This window comes from Micromonospora sp. SYSU B005 (assembly GCF_055362685.1).
Genome location: NZ_JAXCFU010000004.1, coordinates 151,120 through 166,786, shown reverse-complemented (window position 1 = coordinate 166,786; position 15,667 = coordinate 151,120). Strand labels below are relative to the sequence as shown.

12 protein-coding genes are annotated in these 15,667 nt (G+C 73.5%); 5 read left to right on the top strand and 7 right to left on the bottom strand.

What is annotated here, in order from left to right:
- Positions 1 to 33: 33 nt before the first annotated feature.
- The 5 genes from SM452_RS12330 to ftsY form a co-directional block, all read right to left on the bottom strand.
- Positions 34 to 2,298: a [protein-PII] uridylyltransferase gene (locus SM452_RS12330; protein WP_463839946.1), complete on the bottom strand. Its 2,265-nt coding sequence runs from the start codon at positions 2,296 to 2,298 to the stop codon at positions 34 to 36.
- Between the two features lie 17 nt (positions 2,299 to 2,315).
- Positions 2,316 to 2,654 (bottom strand): P-II family nitrogen regulator, encoded by a 339-nt coding sequence (locus SM452_RS12325; RefSeq protein WP_013284578.1) that lies wholly within the window; start codon positions 2,652 to 2,654, stop codon positions 2,316 to 2,318.
- 25 nt (positions 2,655 to 2,679) lie between these two features.
- Positions 2,680 to 4,035: an ammonium transporter gene (locus SM452_RS12320; RefSeq protein WP_262014779.1), complete on the bottom strand. Its 1,356-nt coding sequence runs from the start codon at positions 4,033 to 4,035 to the stop codon at positions 2,680 to 2,682.
- Positions 4,036 to 4,201: 166 nt separating this feature from the next.
- Positions 4,202 to 5,065 carry a phosphotransferase gene (locus tag SM452_RS12315; protein ID WP_174361701.1) on the bottom strand — a complete coding sequence of 288 codons (864 nt, stop codon included), beginning with the start codon at positions 5,063 to 5,065 and terminating at the stop codon, positions 4,202 to 4,204.
- An 8-nt stretch (positions 5,066 to 5,073) separates the two neighbouring features.
- Positions 5,074 to 6,264, bottom strand: a complete 1,191-nt coding sequence (ftsY, locus tag SM452_RS12310) for a signal recognition particle-docking protein FtsY (protein ID WP_262014778.1) — start codon at positions 6,262 to 6,264, stop codon at positions 5,074 to 5,076.
- A gap of 146 nt (positions 6,265 to 6,410) precedes the next feature.
- Between ftsY and SM452_RS12305 the strand changes: the two genes are divergently transcribed.
- The 5 genes from SM452_RS12305 (at position 6,411) to SM452_RS12285 (ending at position 11,342) form a co-directional block, all read left to right on the top strand.
- Positions 6,411 to 8,123 (top strand): alkaline phosphatase D family protein, encoded by a 1,713-nt coding sequence (locus SM452_RS12305; protein WP_366621064.1) that lies wholly within the window; start codon positions 6,411 to 6,413, stop codon positions 8,121 to 8,123.
- Positions 8,124 to 8,136: 13 nt separating this feature from the next.
- Entirely contained in the window at positions 8,137 to 8,562 is a 426-nt protein-coding gene (locus tag SM452_RS12300) for a MarR family winged helix-turn-helix transcriptional regulator (protein ID WP_013284573.1), read from the top strand.
- A 110-nt stretch (positions 8,563 to 8,672) separates the two neighbouring features.
- A complete protein-coding gene (locus SM452_RS12295; protein ID WP_262014776.1) occupies positions 8,673 to 10,262 on the top strand; it encodes an MDR family MFS transporter in 1,590 nt (529 codons plus the stop codon).
- Positions 10,263 to 10,264: 2 nt separating this feature from the next.
- Positions 10,265 to 10,753 carry a universal stress protein gene (locus tag SM452_RS12290; protein ID WP_355506835.1) on the top strand — a complete coding sequence of 163 codons (489 nt, stop codon included), beginning with the start codon at positions 10,265 to 10,267 and terminating at the stop codon, positions 10,751 to 10,753.
- A 61-nt stretch (positions 10,754 to 10,814) separates the two neighbouring features.
- A complete protein-coding gene (locus SM452_RS12285; RefSeq protein WP_262014775.1) occupies positions 10,815 to 11,342 on the top strand; it encodes a DinB family protein in 528 nt (175 codons plus the stop codon).
- Positions 11,343 to 11,348: 6 nt separating this feature from the next.
- Here SM452_RS12285 and SM452_RS12280 read toward each other — a convergent pair whose 3' ends face one another.
- Both SM452_RS12280 and smc read right to left on the bottom strand, forming a co-directional pair.
- Positions 11,349 to 11,966 (bottom strand): HAD family hydrolase, encoded by a 618-nt coding sequence (locus tag SM452_RS12280; RefSeq protein WP_357210696.1) that lies wholly within the window; start codon positions 11,964 to 11,966, stop codon positions 11,349 to 11,351.
- Positions 11,963 to 15,562, bottom strand: a complete 3,600-nt coding sequence (smc, locus tag SM452_RS12275) for a chromosome segregation protein SMC (protein ID WP_463839945.1) — start codon at positions 15,560 to 15,562, stop codon at positions 11,963 to 11,965. The genes SM452_RS12280 and smc overlap by 4 nt, the downstream gene beginning before the upstream one ends.
- Between the last annotated feature and the right edge of the window lie 105 nt (positions 15,563 to 15,667).

Here is a 15,667-nt window from a genome sequence, read left to right as displayed (position 1 = left end):
CGCACCCCCGCTCCGGCCCGGCGGCCCGTTCCGCTACACGGCGGCGAGGACGGCGGCCTCGATCCGGGTCCGTTCCTCGTCCGACGGCCAGCCGCCGACCAGGTAGAACGCGTCCACCACGTCGCCACCCAGCGTCGAGATCCGGGCCGCCCGCACCTGGGCGCCCGCCTCGTCCAGCGCGCAGGTGACCCGGTAGAGCAGCCCTGCGGCGTCGGCGGCCCGCAGCTCCAGCAGCACTGCGTCGGTGGCCGCCTCCCGGTGCCACACCACCCGGGGTGCGGCGCCCTGGCTGCGCGCGGCGAGCGCCCGGCCGCGCAGCCGCTGGATGACCGAGACGTCACCGCCGACCGCGCGGCGCAGGTCGGCGCTGAGCGCGATCGGGTCCGGGGCCAGCCCGTAGCGCGGCTGCACCCGGCACTCGACCAGGGCGCGGCCGTCGACGGTGGCGGCATCCGCGGAGATCACCTCCAGGCGGTGCAGCGCCAGGCACCCGGCCACCGTCGCGAGCAGCCCACGCCGGTCGGCCGCGGCCACCGACACCCGGTCCTCCCCCAGGTGTACGACAGGCAGCGGCCCGGCCACGAGCGCCGGGTCCGGGGCCGGCGGGGCGGGTACCACGCCGGTGTCCAGCGTGGTGCGTACCCGGCTCACCAGTTCGGCGATCAGCCGGCCCTTCCAGCCGGACCAGGCGGCCGGGCCGGTGGCGGCGGCGTCGGCGCGGACCAGGGCGTGCAGGAGTTCCAGCGTGCCGGTGTCGCCGACCCGCTCGGCGACACCGGCGACGGTCTTCGGGTCGGACAGGTCACGGCGGGTGGCCACGTCGGGCAGCAGCAGGTGCAGCCGGACCAGCGTGCCGATGAGCGCCGCCTCCTCGGGCGGCAGCCCGATCCGGGTGGCGACCGCCTCGGCCAGCGGCGCGCCGACAGTCGAGTGGTCGCCGTCCAGCCCTTTGCCGATGTCGTGCAGGAACGCGCCGAGCAGCAGCAGGTCGGGCCGTTCCACGTCGCGGGTGTGCCGGCTCGCCTCGTACGCGGTCTGCACCAGGTGCCGGTCGAGCGTGAACCGGTGCACCGGGTTGTGCTGGGGCAGGCTGCGCATCCGGGTCCACTCGGGCAGCCAGCGGTCGATCAGCCCGTACCTGTCGCAGGTCTCCCAGGCGGGCACCAGGCCGGGACCGGCGCCGAGCAGGGTGATCAGCGCGGCGCGGGCCGCCGGCGGCCAGGGCGCGGGCAGCGGCGGGCAGTACGCGGCGAGCCACTCGCAGGTGGCGCGCGCGATCGGCAGCCGGGTGGTGGCAGCGGCGGCGGCCACACGTAGCGACAGGCTCGGGTCGGGGCGGGCCCCGATGGCGGTGCGGGCGAGCACGAGTTCGCCGTCCTGCTCGACCACGTCCCGGGCGACCGGGCGGCGCAGCGGGCGGCCGGGCGCGGCGCGGTGCCGGCCGGAGCGGAGCCGGTCGGCGGCCCGCCAGGCGTCGTCCAGGGCGTGGCTGACGGTGCGGGCGTCGCCGGCCACGAGCCGCAGCAGCGCGTCGCCGTCCTCGGCGCCGAGCAGCCGCGCCACGCCGTCGCGTTCCTGGGCGACCAGGCGGTCGACCCGGCGGCCCACCTGCTGGTGCAGCGCGTCGCGGGTGTCCAGCAGCCGCCGGTGCGCCGCGTGTACGGCGGGGCGGAGCGCGTCGGTGACGCCGGCGGTGGCGATGGCGCGCAGGATGCCCACGTCGCGCAGCCCGCCGGCCGCCTCCTTGAGGTCGCCTTCGAGCAGGAAGGCCAGTTCGCCGTGCGCCTCCCAGCGCGCGGCGGTGATCTCGCGCAGGCCGGGGAGCTGGCGGATCGCGGTCCGCCGCCAGTGGTCGGTGGCGGTACGCGCGAGCTGGTCGGTGAGCGCCGGGTCGCCCGCCACGTGCCGGGCGTCGAGCAGGCCGAGGGCGACCTTGACGTCGTCCTGGGCCACCGACAGCGCCTCGGCGACGGTGCGCACCGAGTGGTCCAGCCGCAGCCCGGCGTCCCAGATCGGATACCAGAGCGACGCGGCCAGCTCGTCGATGCCGGGTACCCCGGCGTGCAGCAGCACCAGGTCGAGGTCGCCGTAGGGGGCGCACTGGCGGCGGCCCAGCCCGCCCACCGCGACGAGCGCGACCCCGTCCCGGTCCGGGAAGGCCCGGCACAGCCAGGCGTCGAGCGCGTCGGCCCGGGCGGTCCGGGCGGCCGCGCCGATGCCGGCGGGAACGCCGGCGACCTCGTTGACCACGGGCACGCCGTCCCCGGTGGGGGCGGCGGCCGTGGTCAACGAGGTCACGTCGGCGGATCCGGCGATCAGAGGGCGTCGAGCCCGCGCTCGCCGGTACGCACCCGGACGACCTCCTCGACGCCGGTCACCCAGACCTTGCCGTCGCCGATCTTGCCGGTCCGGGCGGCGCCGACGATCGCGTCCACGATCTTGTCGACGTCCATCTCGTCGGTGAGCACCTCGACCCGGATCTTGGGCAGGAACTCGACCGTGTACTCGGCACCCCGGTAGACCTCGGTGTGCCCCTTCTGCCGGCCGTAGCCCTGGACCTCGCTGACGGTCAGCCCGGCCACGCCGAGCGCGTGCAGGGCCTCCTTCACCGCGTCCAGCTGGTACGGCTTGATGACCGCGGTCACCAGCTTCATGTCCAACCCCTCCATCCCAGGAACGTTAACCGGCGACCTTCTCGCTGACCGGCGCGGACTCGTCGGTCTCGACGGCGGGCTCCGCGGCCGGCTTGCCGGCGCCGATCCCGGCCATCGCGAACGCGCCACCGCTGCTGCCCGTGGTGGGCGACAGGTCGTAGCCGCTCTCCGCGTGCTCGGCGATGTCGATGCCGTCGACCTCGGCCTCGGCGGAGACCCGCAGGCCGATCGTCTTGTCGATCACGAAGCCCAGGGCGAAGGCGACCACGAAGGAGTAGACGCTGACGATCAGCGCGCTGATCGCCTGCTTGCCGAGCAGCGAGGCGTCGCCGCCGACGAGCAGACCGTCGGTCTCCACCAGCGAGCTGACCGAGGCGGTGCCGAACAGGCCGATCCAGAGGCAGCCGATCCAGCCGCCGACGAAGTGCACGCCTACCACGTCGAGCGAGTCGTCGTAGCCGAGCCGGTACTTCAGGCCGACCGCGAGGGCGCAGACCGCACCGGCCACCACGCCCAGCAGCACCGCTGCGGCCGGGGTGATGAACGCACAGGCCGGGGTGATCGCGACCAGGCCGGCGATGGCGCCGGACGAGGCGCCGACCAGGGTCGGCTTGCCGTCGCGCAGCCACTCCACCACGATCCAGCCGAGCAGCGCGGCGGCGGTGGCGACCTGCGTGTTGATGAACGCCAGCGCGGTGACCCCGTCGGCGGTCAGCTCGGAACCGGCGTTGAAGCCGAACCAGCCGAACCACAGCAGCGCGGCGCCGAGGGCGACCATCGGGACGTTGTGCGGCTTCATGCTCTCGCGCGGCCAGCCGACCCGCTTGCCGAGCACGAGCACCAGCGCGAGCGCCGCCGCACCGGCGTTGATGTGCACAGCGGTACCACCGGCGAAGTCCAGCGCGCCGATGTCGCCGCCGATCAGCCCGCCGCCCCAGACCATGTGGGCGACCGGGAAGTAGACCAGGGTGGCCCAGCCGAACGCGAACAGCAGCCAGCCGGCGAACTTCACCCGGTCGGACAGCGCGCCGCTGATCAGCGCCACGGTGATGATCGCGAACATCATCTGGAAGGCGATGAAGACGTAGATCGGGATGCCGGTCTCGCCCCACAGGTCGTTCTCGCCGACGAAGGTCTTGGTGCCGAGGTACTGGCCCAGGTCACCCCAGAACCTGCCGCCCTCGCCGAAGGCGACGGTGAAGCCGTAGAAAAGCCACAGGATGCTGACGAGCCCGATGGACGAGAAGCTCATCATCATCATGTTCAGAACGCCCTTGGACCGGTTCAGGCCGCCGTAGAACAGCGCGAGACCGGGGGTCATGAGCAGCACGAGGGCAGTCGAGACAAGCAACCAGGCAGTGTTCCCGGTGTCGATCTCCACGCTGCCTCCTCTCGTTGTCGTATTCCTCCCTCCGACTGAGACCTGGCAGCATCGCCCGTCAGCCGGTTGCGCGGAAGCTTTGTCGCCGGCTGTTTCCTTCAGCGACACCGCGCGATTTCCGACGCGTGACGGGTTGTTTCCGGCGTGTGAAGAACGCCGATCTTGGTCAGCGCAGCGCGTACTCCAACTGGTGCCGCTCGTAGTCGAGCAGCCGCAGGTCACGCATAGGGCGACGCAGGTGGCCCTTGTGGACGATCCGGACGAACGCCGGTTCACCGGCGGCGGCCATCCGCCGGATGCCCTCGACGTGGTCGACGATGCGCTTGCGGATGGTCCGGATCAGCCGGTGCCGGTCACGCGGGATCAGCCCGTACGCGTCGGCGAACAGCCGCAGCCGGCGCGGCCGGTCCGGGTGCTTCCAGCCGAGCGTGATCGAGTCCCGGTCGGAGAAGATCGGCACCCAGGTCCAGGCCGCGTACGCCACGTCGTAGATGCGGGCGCCGGGCGAGGCGAGGTCGAAGTCGATCAGCCCGAGCGTGCCGTCCGGCCGCCAGATCACGTTGTGCGGCGCGGCGTCGTGGTGGCAGATGACCTCGGTGTCCGGCGGGGGCGGCCCGAACGAGCGCCAGACCGCGCCGGGCGGCGGGGTGAAGCCGTACTGCGCGTCGTGGAACATCCGCAGCATCGTGGCCACCGTGACCAGGGCCTCGTCGGTGACCCAGTGCGGGGCCAGCGGGTACTCCCCGCACTCCCCCTCCAGGTACGACAGGACCTCCCGGTTGCGCTCGTCCATGCCGAGCGCCCGGGGCGCGCCGGTGAATCCGACGTACTCCAGGTGGCGCAGCAGCGCGTGCACGGAGGGCGTCCACGGGCCGGCGTTGCGCCGGACCGTGTCTCCCACACGGACCACTGTGCTCACGTTCCCGCCGTGCAGCGGGATCTCCTGCGAAGTCACGTACGGTCTCCCGAGGCGTGGCGACGGGTGGCTGGGGTCGCGCCACCCCGCGTAGGCGCGATCGTCAGTCGTCACGGGAGAGGCTACGCGTCCCGGGCGAGCGGCTCGGTGCCGAGCAACGCGTCGACGAACTGTGCCGGGTCGAACGGGGCCAGGTCGTCCTTGCCCTCGCCGAGGCCGACGAGCTTGACCGGGATGCCGAGCTTGCGCTGCACGGCGATCACGATGCCGCCCTTGGCGGTGCCGTCGAGCTTGGTCAGCACCACGCCGGTGACGTTCACCGCCTCGGTGAAGACCCGCGCCTGCTCCAGCCCGTTCTGGCCGGTGGTGGCGTCGAGGATCAGCAGCGTCTCGTCGATCGGGCCGTGCTTCTCCACCACCCGCTTGACCTTGCCCAGCTCGTCCATCAGGCCGATCTTGTTCTGGAGCCGGCCGGCGGTGTCGATGAGCACGGTGTCCACGCCGGTGTCGATGCCGCGCTTGACCGCGTCGAACGCGACGCTCGCCGGGTCGGCGGCCTCGGGCCCGCGGACCGTCTCGGCGCCCACCCGGCCGCCCCAGGTCTCCAGCTGGTCGGCGGCGGCGGCCCGGAACGTGTCGGCCGCGCCGAGCAGCACGCTGCGGCCGTCCGCGACGAGCACCCGGGCGATCTTGCCGCAGGTGGTGGTCTTGCCGGCGCCGTTGACGCCGACCACGAGCACCACCGCCGGGACGCCCTCCTTCGGCGCGGTGCGCAGCGAGCGGTCCAGGCCCGGGTCGAGCGCGTTGACCAGCTCGGCGGCGAGCAGCGCGCGCAGCTCGTCCCCGGTACGGGTGCCGAGCACCCGGGTCCGCTCGCGCAGCCGGTCGACGATCTCCCGGGTGGCGTCGATGCCGACGTCGGCGGTGATCAGGCTGTCCTCGATCTCCTCCCAGGTGTCCTCGTCCAGCCGGTCGCGGCTGAGCAGGCCGAGCAGGCCCTTGCCGAAGGCGTTCTGCGAGCGGGACAGCCGCGACCGCAGCCGGACCAGGCGGCCGGCGGTCGGCTCCGGCACCTCGACCTGCGGCACCTCGACCGGAGGGGCCGGCGGCGCCTCGACCACCACGCCGGTGGTGAGTTCCGCCTCCGGGGCCTCGACCGGCGGGCCGGCCAGGTCCTCCTCCGTCCGGGTGTCGACCTCCGTGCGCGGCAGCGGCGGCTGCGGGCGCCGGCGCAGCCGGGGCACCACGAGGCTCAGGCCGCCGATGATCAGCACGCCGAGCAGGGCGAGAGCGACGAGGAGGTATTCCGTCATGCCCGAAATCCTGTCAGATGCCGGCGACGGCGTCCCACTCACCGCCTCGGCACGCGAACAACCTGCGGGTACGCTCACACCGGAAGGCGTACCGCAACCGCCGGCCGGGTAGGAATCAGCCGCAACGATCTTGTCGGAGGTGCGTCGTGCCCGGTTCCCGCCTGCTCATCGGCCCGCTGCTGCGCCGGGTCGTCGACACGCGGGCCACCGTCTGGGTGGAGACCAGTTCGCCCGCTGTGGTCACCGTCCGCACGGCGGACGGCGCCACCGGCAGCTCGCCCACCTTCTCCGCGTACGACCACCACTACGCGATCGTCGTGGTGAGCGGGCTCACCCCGGACAGCGCCACCACCTACGAGGTGCTGATCGACGACGAGGTGGCGTGGCCGCTGCCCGACTCGTCGTTCCCGCCCAGCGTGATCCGCACCCGCGCGCTCGACGACGCCGACCAGCCGGTGCGGCTGTTGTTCGGCTCGTGCCGGGAGACCACCCAGCACTCCACCGCGCGCCGGCTGCCGCCTGACGCGCTGGACGCGTACGCCCGGCGGGTGATGGCCGCGCCCGACGAGGCCGTGCTGCCCGACCTGCTGGTGCTGCTCGGCGATCAGGTGTACGCGGACGAGACCTCGCCGACCGTGCGGCGGCTGCTCAAGCGGCGCCGGCGGCGGCCGAAGGACGCCCCGGCGACGCAGGTGGTGAGCTTCGACGAGTACACCAAGCTCTACCTGGAGTCGTGGCGCGACCCGGAGATCCGCTGGCTGTTCTCCACCGTGCCGAGCGTGATGATCTTCGACGACCACGAGGTGATCGACGACTGGAACACCTCGCAGTCGTGGCGCGCGGACATGCGCGAGCAGCCGTGGTGGGCCGAGCGGATCCGCAGCGGCCTCGCCTCCTACTGGGTCTACCAGCACCTGGGCAACCTCAGCCCGGACGAGATCGCCGCCGACCCGGTGTACGCGAAGGTGATCGCCGCCGAGGACGCCACGAGCGTGCTGCACGAGTTCGGTGAGCGGGTCGACAAGGAGGCCGACCTGGCGCACGACACCGAGCGCTGGCGGGCCGTGCAATACCAGTGGAGCTACGCGCTGGACCTGGGCCGCACCCGCCTGGTCATGCTGGACAACCGGTCCAGCCGGGTGCTCCTGCCCGGCAGCCGGGCGATGCTGCCGCCGGGCGAGTGGTCGTGGTTCCTCGACCAGGCGCACGGCACCTACGACCATCTGGTGGTGGGCAGCTCGCTGCCGTGGCTGCTGCCGCCGGGCATCCACCACGTCGAGGCGTGGAACGAGCGCCTGGCCGACTCCAACCGGCAGTGGGTGGCGCGGATCTCCGAGCAGATCCGCCGGGCCCTGGACCTGGAGCACTGGGCCGCGTTCCGGCGCTCGTTCGAGGCGCTGGGCGAGCTGTTCGCGCGGCTGGGCAGCGGCACCGCGCCGCGCACCGGGGCGCGGGTGGGCGCCGGGCCGGCGTACGCGCGACCGGCGTCGATCAGCGTGCTCTCCGGTGACGTGCACCACTCGTACGTGGCCCGGGCGCGGTTCGCCGACCGTGACGTCCGGACGCCCGTGCACCAGCTCACCTGTTCGCCGATCCACAACCAGGTGCCGGCCGGCATGCGCCCGCTGATGACGCTCGGCTGGAATCCGGGGCCGGCCGGGGCGACCCGGGCGCTGGCGCGTTCGGCCGGGGTACGCCGCCCGCCGGTGCGCTGGCGGAAGCTGGCCGGGCCCTACTTCGGCAACGCGGTCGCCACGCTCACCCATGAGGGCCGCAGGGCCGCCGTGGTGATCGAGGGCACGACCAGCGAGGGCGAGCTGCGACCGGTGGCGCACCAGCAACTCAGCGACGGGGACTGAGTACCCTCTGAGCGTGGACGAGACGCTGCGCGCCGTGGAGCACGAGTTGACCGCGCTGCTGCGCCGCGGCCGGGCGTTGTCCTGGGAGATCGCCCGCGAGGTCCACCCGAACCTGGAACCCAACGCGTACGGCCTGCTGCTCTGGCTACGCCGCTCCGGGTCGATCCGCCTCACCGACCTGGCCGCGAAGCTGGGCATCGGCAAGGGCACGCTGAGCCGCCAGATCGGCGGTCTGGAGGCGCTGGGCCTGGTCCGGCGCGACCCGGACCCGACCGACCGGCGGGCGGCCCAGCTGAGCCTGACCGAGGAGGGCACCCGGCGGTTCGACGCGGCCCGGGCGGCACGACTCGGACAGATCAGGCGTTCGCTCGAAAGCTGGCCGAAAGAGGACGTGGCGGACCTGGCCCGGCTGATGCACCGCTTCAACGAGTCGTTCTGAGCCCCCGGCGAGGGGGAACAAAGCCGGCCCGACCCGAGTTGTTGCTCAAGGCAACGGCTTATACGGTTGCCCGAGGCAACCTTTCTCCCCCGTTCCGGAGGCAATCCACGATGACCCAGGCGACTGCGCCCGCGCGGGCGACCGCCGTCGACATGTCCCACCGGCAGATCCTGGAGGCACTCTCCGGCCTGCTGCTGGGCATGTTCGTCGCGATCCTCTCCTCCACCGTGGTCTCCAACGCGCTGCCGCGGATCATCACCGACCTGCGCGGCGGCCAGTCCGCGTACACCTGGGTGGTCACCTCGACGCTGCTGGCGACCACCGCGACCACGCCCATCTGGGGCAAGCTCTCCGACCTGTTCAGCAAGAAGCTGCTGGTCCAGCTCTCCCTGGTGGTCTTCGTGCTGGGCTCGGTGCTCGCCGGGCAGGCGCAGACCACGGGTGAGCTGATCGCCTGCCGCGTGGTGCAGGGCGTCGGCGCGGGCGGCCTCACCGCCCTGGCCCAGGTGATCATGGCGACGATGATCGCGCCCCGCGAGCGCGGCCGGTACAGCGGCTACCTCGGCGCGGTGATGGCCGTCGGCACCATCGGCGGCCCGCTGATCGGCGGCGTGATCGTGGACACCTCCTGGCTCGGCTGGCGCTGGTGCTTCTACGTCGGCGTGCCGTTCGCCGTGCTCGCCCTGGTCGTGCTCCAGCGGACGCTGCGCCTGCCGGTGGTCAAGCGCGAGGTGAAGATCGACTGGTGGGGCGCCACGCTCATCACCGCCGCCGTCTCGCTGCTGCTGGTCTGGATCACCCTGGCCGGCGACAAGTACGACTGGATCTCCTGGACCAGCGGTGCGATGGTGGCCGGCGCGGCGGTGCTCGGCGTGCTCGCCGCCCGGGTCGAGAAGCGTGCCGCGGAACCGATGATCCCGCCGCACCTGTTCCGCAACCGCACCATCACGCTCGCCGTGATCGCCAGCATCGCGGTCGGCGTCGGCATGTTCGGCGCCTCGGTCTTCCTCGGCCAGTACTTCCAGATCAGCCGTGGCGCCAGCCCGACCATGTCCGGCCTGATGACGCTGCCCATGATCGGCGGCCTGCTGGTCTCCTCGACGGTGGTCGGCCGGATCATCACCGCCACCGGCCGCTGGAAGAGCTGGCTGGTCATCGGCTCGGTGCTGCTCACCGCCGGCTTCGCGCTGATGGGCACCATGCGCGCGGACACCCCGTACTGGCGCCTCGCCGTGTTCATGGCGCTGATCGGACTCGGCGTCGGCATGAGCATGCAGAACCTGGTGCTGGCCGTGCAGAACACCGTCCGCCCGGACGAACTCGGCGCGGCCAGCTCGGTGGTGGCGTTCTTCCGCAGCCTCGGCGGCGCGATCGGCGTCAGCGCGCTCGGCGCGATCCTCGGGCACCGGGTCACCGGCTACCTGGCCGACGGCCTGAGCCGCCTCGGCGTCCCGGCCTCCGGGTCGGGTGGCGGCGGCCTGCCGGACGTGCACACGCTCCCCGGCCCGATCCGGGCCGTGGTCGAGTCCGCGTACGGCCACGCCGCCGGTGACATCTTCCTGGCCGCCGCCCCGTTCGGGCTGCTCGCCCTGATCGCGGTGGTCCTCATCCGGGAGGTGCCGCTGCGCCGCTCCAACGCCGAGCCGGTCCCCACCGGGCGGGAGACGGCCGAGGCCGTTCCGGCCGGAACGAAGGACTGACGATGGACGCCGCGGAGCGTGAACGGTACGGCCCGCAGACCCGGCCGCTGCCCTACGAACGGGGTACGGACGGGCCACGGGTGGTGCTCGTCGGCGTGGACGGCAGCCGCACCTCGATGCGCGCCGCCGCGTACGCCGCCGGACTGGCCCGGCGGCAGGGCGCCACGCTGGTGGCGGTCTTCGTCAGCTCGCCCGCCTCGTACAGCGCGATGCTCACCGGCGTGGTGGCCGGCGCGGTCCAGCAGACCCACGACGAGCTGGCCGACGAGCTGCGTGCCGAGTGCCGGCGCGGGGCCGAGGAACTGGACCTGCCGGTGACGTTCCTGTGCCGGCGCGGCGACGCCTACACCGAGCTGTGCCGGGCCGCCGACGAGCACCGCGCCGACATGGTCGTGGTCGGCTCGTCCGAGCAGGCCGGGCACAAGCTGGTCGGCTCGGTCGCCACCCGGCTGGTCCGCACCGGCCGCTGGCCCGTCGTCGTGGTGCCATGAAGGAAGGGCCCCCTGTTAACGCCTCGCGTCGTACCGGGGGCCCCTCTTAACATCTGCGCCCATGACCTGGACCGTGCCTGAGATCGACCGCCGCCACGAGCCGTACGTCGCCGACGAGCGCACCATGCTCGAAGGCTGGCTCGACCACCATCGCGACACCCTGGTGCACAAGTGCGCCGGGCTGACCGCCGAGCAACTGCGTACCCGAAGCGTCGAGCCCTCCGGGCTGACCCTGCTCGGCCTGGTCCGGCACATGGCCGACGTGGAGCGCTGGTGGTTCCGCCACCGCGCCGCCGCCCTGGAGTTGCCCGACCTCTACGACTACAGCACCGACCCGGACGCGGACCTCAACGACATCGCCGACGCCGACCCGGCCGAGGCGTTCGCCACGCTGCGCGCCGAGATCGAGGCGGCCCGGGAGGCGGTGGCCGGCCTGCCGCTGGAGCACACCTTCCGCCACCGCCGGGGCGACACCACGCACGAGATCAGCCTGCGCTGGGTGTACGTGCACATGATCGAGGAGTACGCCCGGCACAACGGCCACGCCGACCTGATCCGGGAACGCATCGACGGCGTCACCGGCGCCTGAGCCGGCTCAGTACGCCAGCGCCGCCCGCAGGTACCGCAGGTCGGCCGGGCCGCTCCAGCGGTGCGCGGAGAGACCCGCCACCCGGGCGCCGGCCACCGCGCGGTCCTCGTCGTCGACGAACAGCACCCGCCCCGGCGGCGTCGCCAGCGCCTCGCAGGCGGCCTGGAAGTACTCCTTCGCCGGCTTGTGCACCCCGACGACCGAGGAGTTGACGATCACGTCCAGCTCCTCGGTCAGGCCCAGCGCGGCCAGGTCGGCGTCGAGCAGGTCGGTGGCGTTCGTGCCCAGCCCGACCCGGATGCCCGCAGCCCGCACCTCGCGGACGAACGCCAGCACCTCCGGGTCGACCTCACCGCGGTAGCTCTGCCACTCCTGGACCGCCGCACGGGCCCGGTCCGCGCCGACGGCGGGGGTCAGCGCGTCGGCCACGCTCATCATCCACTGGGCGTGGCTGACCTGGCCGGTGAGCACCGGCTGGAGCAGTCCCCAGGACATCGCGATCTCACCGAGGACGCCCTCGGTCAGCCCGTACTCCCGCTCGACGCCGGCGGCCACCGCCGGATCCCAGCGGCGCAGTACGCCGTCGAAGTCCACCAGGAGCGCCGTGGCGCGTTCCCGACTCACTCGCTCGTCACCTGTTCCTCGTCGTCGGCCCGGTTGAGCCGCTGGCTGATCACCTGGGTCACACCGGCGCGCATCGTCACTCCGTAGAGCGCGTCGGCGATCTCCATGGTCCGCTTCTGGTGCGTGATCACGATGAGCTGGCTCTTCTCCCGCAACTGCGCCAGCAGCGTGATCAGGCGGCCCAGGTTCACGTCGTCGAGCGCCGCCTCCACCTCGTCCATGATGTAGAACGGGCTGGGCCGGGCGCGGAAGATCGCCACGAGCATCGCCACCGCGGTCAGCGACCGCTCCCCGCCGGAGAGCAGCGAGAGCCGCTTGATCTTCTTGCCCGGCGGGCGGGCCTCGACCTCGACGCCGGTGGTGAGCAGGTCCTCCGGGTCGGTGAGCACGAGCCGGCCCTCGCCGCCGGGGAACAGCACGGTGAAGACCTGCTCGAACTCCCGTGCGGTGTCCTCGAACGCGCTGGCGAAGACCTCCAGGATGCGGTCGTCCACGTCCTTGACCACGGTGAGCAGGTCGCGCCGGGTCGCCTTGAGGTCCTCCAGCTGCTCGGAGAGGAACTTGAAGCGCTCCTCCAGCGCGGCGAACTCCTCCAGCGCGAGCGGGTTCACCTTGCCCAGCAGGGCCAGTTCCCGCTCCGCCTTGGCGGCCCGCTTCTCCTGCACCGGCCGCTCGTAACGGACCGGCTCGGGCACCGGCCGGCCCTCCTTCTCGGCGAGCGCCACGTCCGCGTCGGTGGGCGGGACGAGCCGGTCCGGGCCGTACTCGGCGACGAGCGTGGCCACGTCCAGCCCGAAGTCCTCGGCGGCCTTGGCCTCCAGCTGCTCGATGCGCATCCGCTGCTCGGCGCGGGCCACCTCGTCGCGGTGCACCTGGCTGGTCAGCCGCTCCAGCTCGGCGGCGAGGCGCTTGGCCGCGCCGCGTACCTCGGACAGCTCGGCCTCGCGCGCGGCGCGTTCGCGGGCGACGGCGTCGCGGTGCTCCTCGGCCCGGGCGATCGAGACGGTGAGCCGGGTGAGCGCCTCCCGGGCGCCGCCGACCACGGCCCGGGCGATCTGGGCGCCGCGCGTGCGGGCCGCGCGCCGGGCCGCGGCGCGCTCCCTCGCCGCCCGTTCGGCGGTGGCCTGCCGGGCCAGCGAGTCGGCCCGCCCGGCGATCGAGGCCACCCGCTCCTCGGCGGTACGCACCGCGAGCCGGACCTCCATCTCGTTCTGCCGTGCCTGCGGCACCATGGCGGCGAGCTGGTCGCGTTCCTCGGTGGACGGTTCGGCGTCGATCGGGGTGGCCTCGGCCAGCCGCAGCCGTTCCTCCAGCTCGGCCAGCGCCGCGAGGTCCCGTTCCCGGGCCGCCTCGGCGCGGGCCCGGGACTCGCCGAGCCGGTCGGTCTCCGCCTTGGCGGAGCGGGCGGCAGCGCCCAGTTCGGCGAGGCGGCGGGCGGCGGCGTTGCGGTGGCTCTCCGCCTCCCGCTTCGCGGCGGCGGCGTGCTGCACCGCCTCCTTGGCGGCGGCCACCTCGGCGCGCGCCTCGGCGAGCTGTTCACGTAGCTCGGCGGCGGAGCGTTCGGCGGTGGCCCGGTTGGCCCGCGCCTCCTCGACGGCGGCCTGCACCTCGATGAAGCTGGGCGCCTTGGCCGACCCGCCCGCCGCCGCGTACGCACCTACCACGTCGCCGTCGGGGGTGACCGCGCGCAGCTCCGGGTTCGCGGCGACGAGCGCGGACGCGGCGGCCAGGTCGTCGACGAGCGCCACGTCGCGCAGCGCCCGGTGCACGGCGGGACGGATCGCGGGCGAGCACTCCACCAGGTCCGGGGCCCAGCGGGCGCCCTCGGGCAGCTTCGGGCGCAGCGCGTCGGCGGGCCCGTCCATGCCCGGTCCGGCGGGGCTGCCGACCAGCAGCCCGGCCCGGCCGGCGTCGGAGATCTTGAGCAGCCGCATCGCCTCGACCGCCTCGTCCACGCCGCTGACCGCCACCGCGTCGGCCAGGCCGCCCAGCGCGGCGGCGAGCGCCGCCTCGTCACCGAGCGCGACGGTGAGCAGCCCGGCGAGGCTGCCGAGCAGGCCGGGCACCTGGTCGGCGCGGGCCAGCAGTTCCCCGGCGCCGTCCTTGCGGCGCAGGCCCATGGCGAGCGCCTCCTCGCGGGCCTTCCAGGTGGCGGCGTCCTTCTCGGCGGCGCGTTCCCCGTCGGCGAGGCTGCGCACCGCGGCCTGGGCCCGCTCGTGTACGGCCACCGCCTCGTCGTGCCGGGCGTCCAGGTCGGCGTTGTCCCGGTCCGCCTCGGTCGACTGTTCGGCGACCGCGTCCAGGTCGGCCTGCGCCTTCTCGGCCCGGCCCATGGCGTCGGTGTGCGCGGCGGCGAGCCGTTCGATCTCCTCACCGGCGCTCGTGGTCCGCGCTCGGGCGGAGTTGACCTGCCCGGTGAGGCGGGCCAGCCCTTCCCGCCGGTCGGCGATCGCCTTGGCCGCGGCGACCAGTTCCCGTTCGGCGGCGGCGAGCTGGCGTTCCAGTTCCTGGCGGTGCTCGACCGCCTCGGCCAGCCGGATCTGGTCATCGGTGAGCGCGGCCCGCAGCTCCTCCTCCTGCTCGCGGACCCGCCGCGACTCCGCCTCCAGCTGCTCCGGGTCGCGGCCGGGGCGCTCGTCGTCGCCGGCGGCGCTGAGGTGACGCAGCCGCTCCCGGGCCAGCTGCTCGATCGAGCGGAACCGCTCCTGGAGCGCGGAGAGGCGGTACCAGGTGTCCTGCGCCGCCGCGAGCAGCGGCGCGTCCTCGGCCAGCGCCGCCTCCAGCTCGCCGAGGCGGCCCTGCACCTCGCCGTGCTCGGCCTCGATCAGCTCGCGCCGCTCGCGCAGCGCGGTCTCGTCGGCGATCTCCTTGTCCAGTGTGGTCCGCAACGTGTGCAGGTCGTCGGCGAGCAGCCGCAGCCGGGCGTCGCGCAGGTTGGCCTGGATGCCGGCGGCGCGGCGGGCCACCTCGGCCTGCCGGCCCAGCGGCTTGAGCTGGCGGCGCAGCTCGGCGGTGAGGTCGGTCAGGCGGTTGAGGTTGGTCTGCATCGCGTCGAGCTTCCGCAGCGCCTTCTCCTTGCGCTTGCGGTGCTTGAGGACGCCCGCCGCCTCCTCGATGAACGCGCGCCGGTCCTCCGGCTTGGCGTGCAGCATGCCGTCGAGCCGGCCCTGCCCGACGATGATGTGCATCTCCCGGCCGATGCCCGAGTCGGACAGCAGCTCCTGGATGTCGAGCAGGCGGCAGGAGTCGCCGTTGATCTCGTACTCGCTCTCGCCGGAGCGGAACATCCGGCGGGTGATGGAGACCTCGGTGTACTCGATCGGCAGCGCGCCGTCGGTGTTGTCGATGGTGAGGGTGACCTCGGCCCGGCCCAGCGGCGCCCGCCCGGCGGTGCCGGCGAAGATGACGTCCTCCATCTTGCCGCCGCGCAGCGCCTTGGCGCCCTGCTCGCCGAGCACCCAGGCGATGGCGTCGACGACGTTGGACTTGCCGGAGCCGTTCGGGCCCACCACGCAGGTGATCCCGGGCTCCAGCTTCAACGTCGTGGCGGAGGCGAAGGATTTGAAGCCCTTCACCGTCAGGCTCTTGAGATGCACCTTCTCGATCCTCGTCCGGTGGCCGCCGTACCGTCGCCGGCTGCGCGGACCTGGTGAACCCGCAGACTAACCCGGGACCGGGGCGCCGCCGCCACGCGACCCACC

Coding starts and splice junctions, on each gene's coding strand:
- ftsY (WP_262014778.1), bottom strand. CDS start 6,264: ATGACGGAATACCTCCTCGTCGCTCTCGCCCTGCTCGGCGTGCTGATC.
- SM452_RS12295 (WP_262014776.1), top strand. CDS start 8,673: ATGACCCAGGCGACTGCGCCCGCGCGGGCGACCGCCGTCGACATGTCC.
- SM452_RS12325 (WP_013284578.1), bottom strand. CDS start 2,654: ATGAAGCTGGTGACCGCGGTCATCAAGCCGTACCAGCTGGACGCGGTG.
- SM452_RS12285 (WP_262014775.1), top strand. CDS start 10,815: ATGACCTGGACCGTGCCTGAGATCGACCGCCGCCACGAGCCGTACGTC.
- SM452_RS12290 (WP_355506835.1), top strand. CDS start 10,265: ATGGACGCCGCGGAGCGTGAACGGTACGGCCCGCAGACCCGGCCGCTG.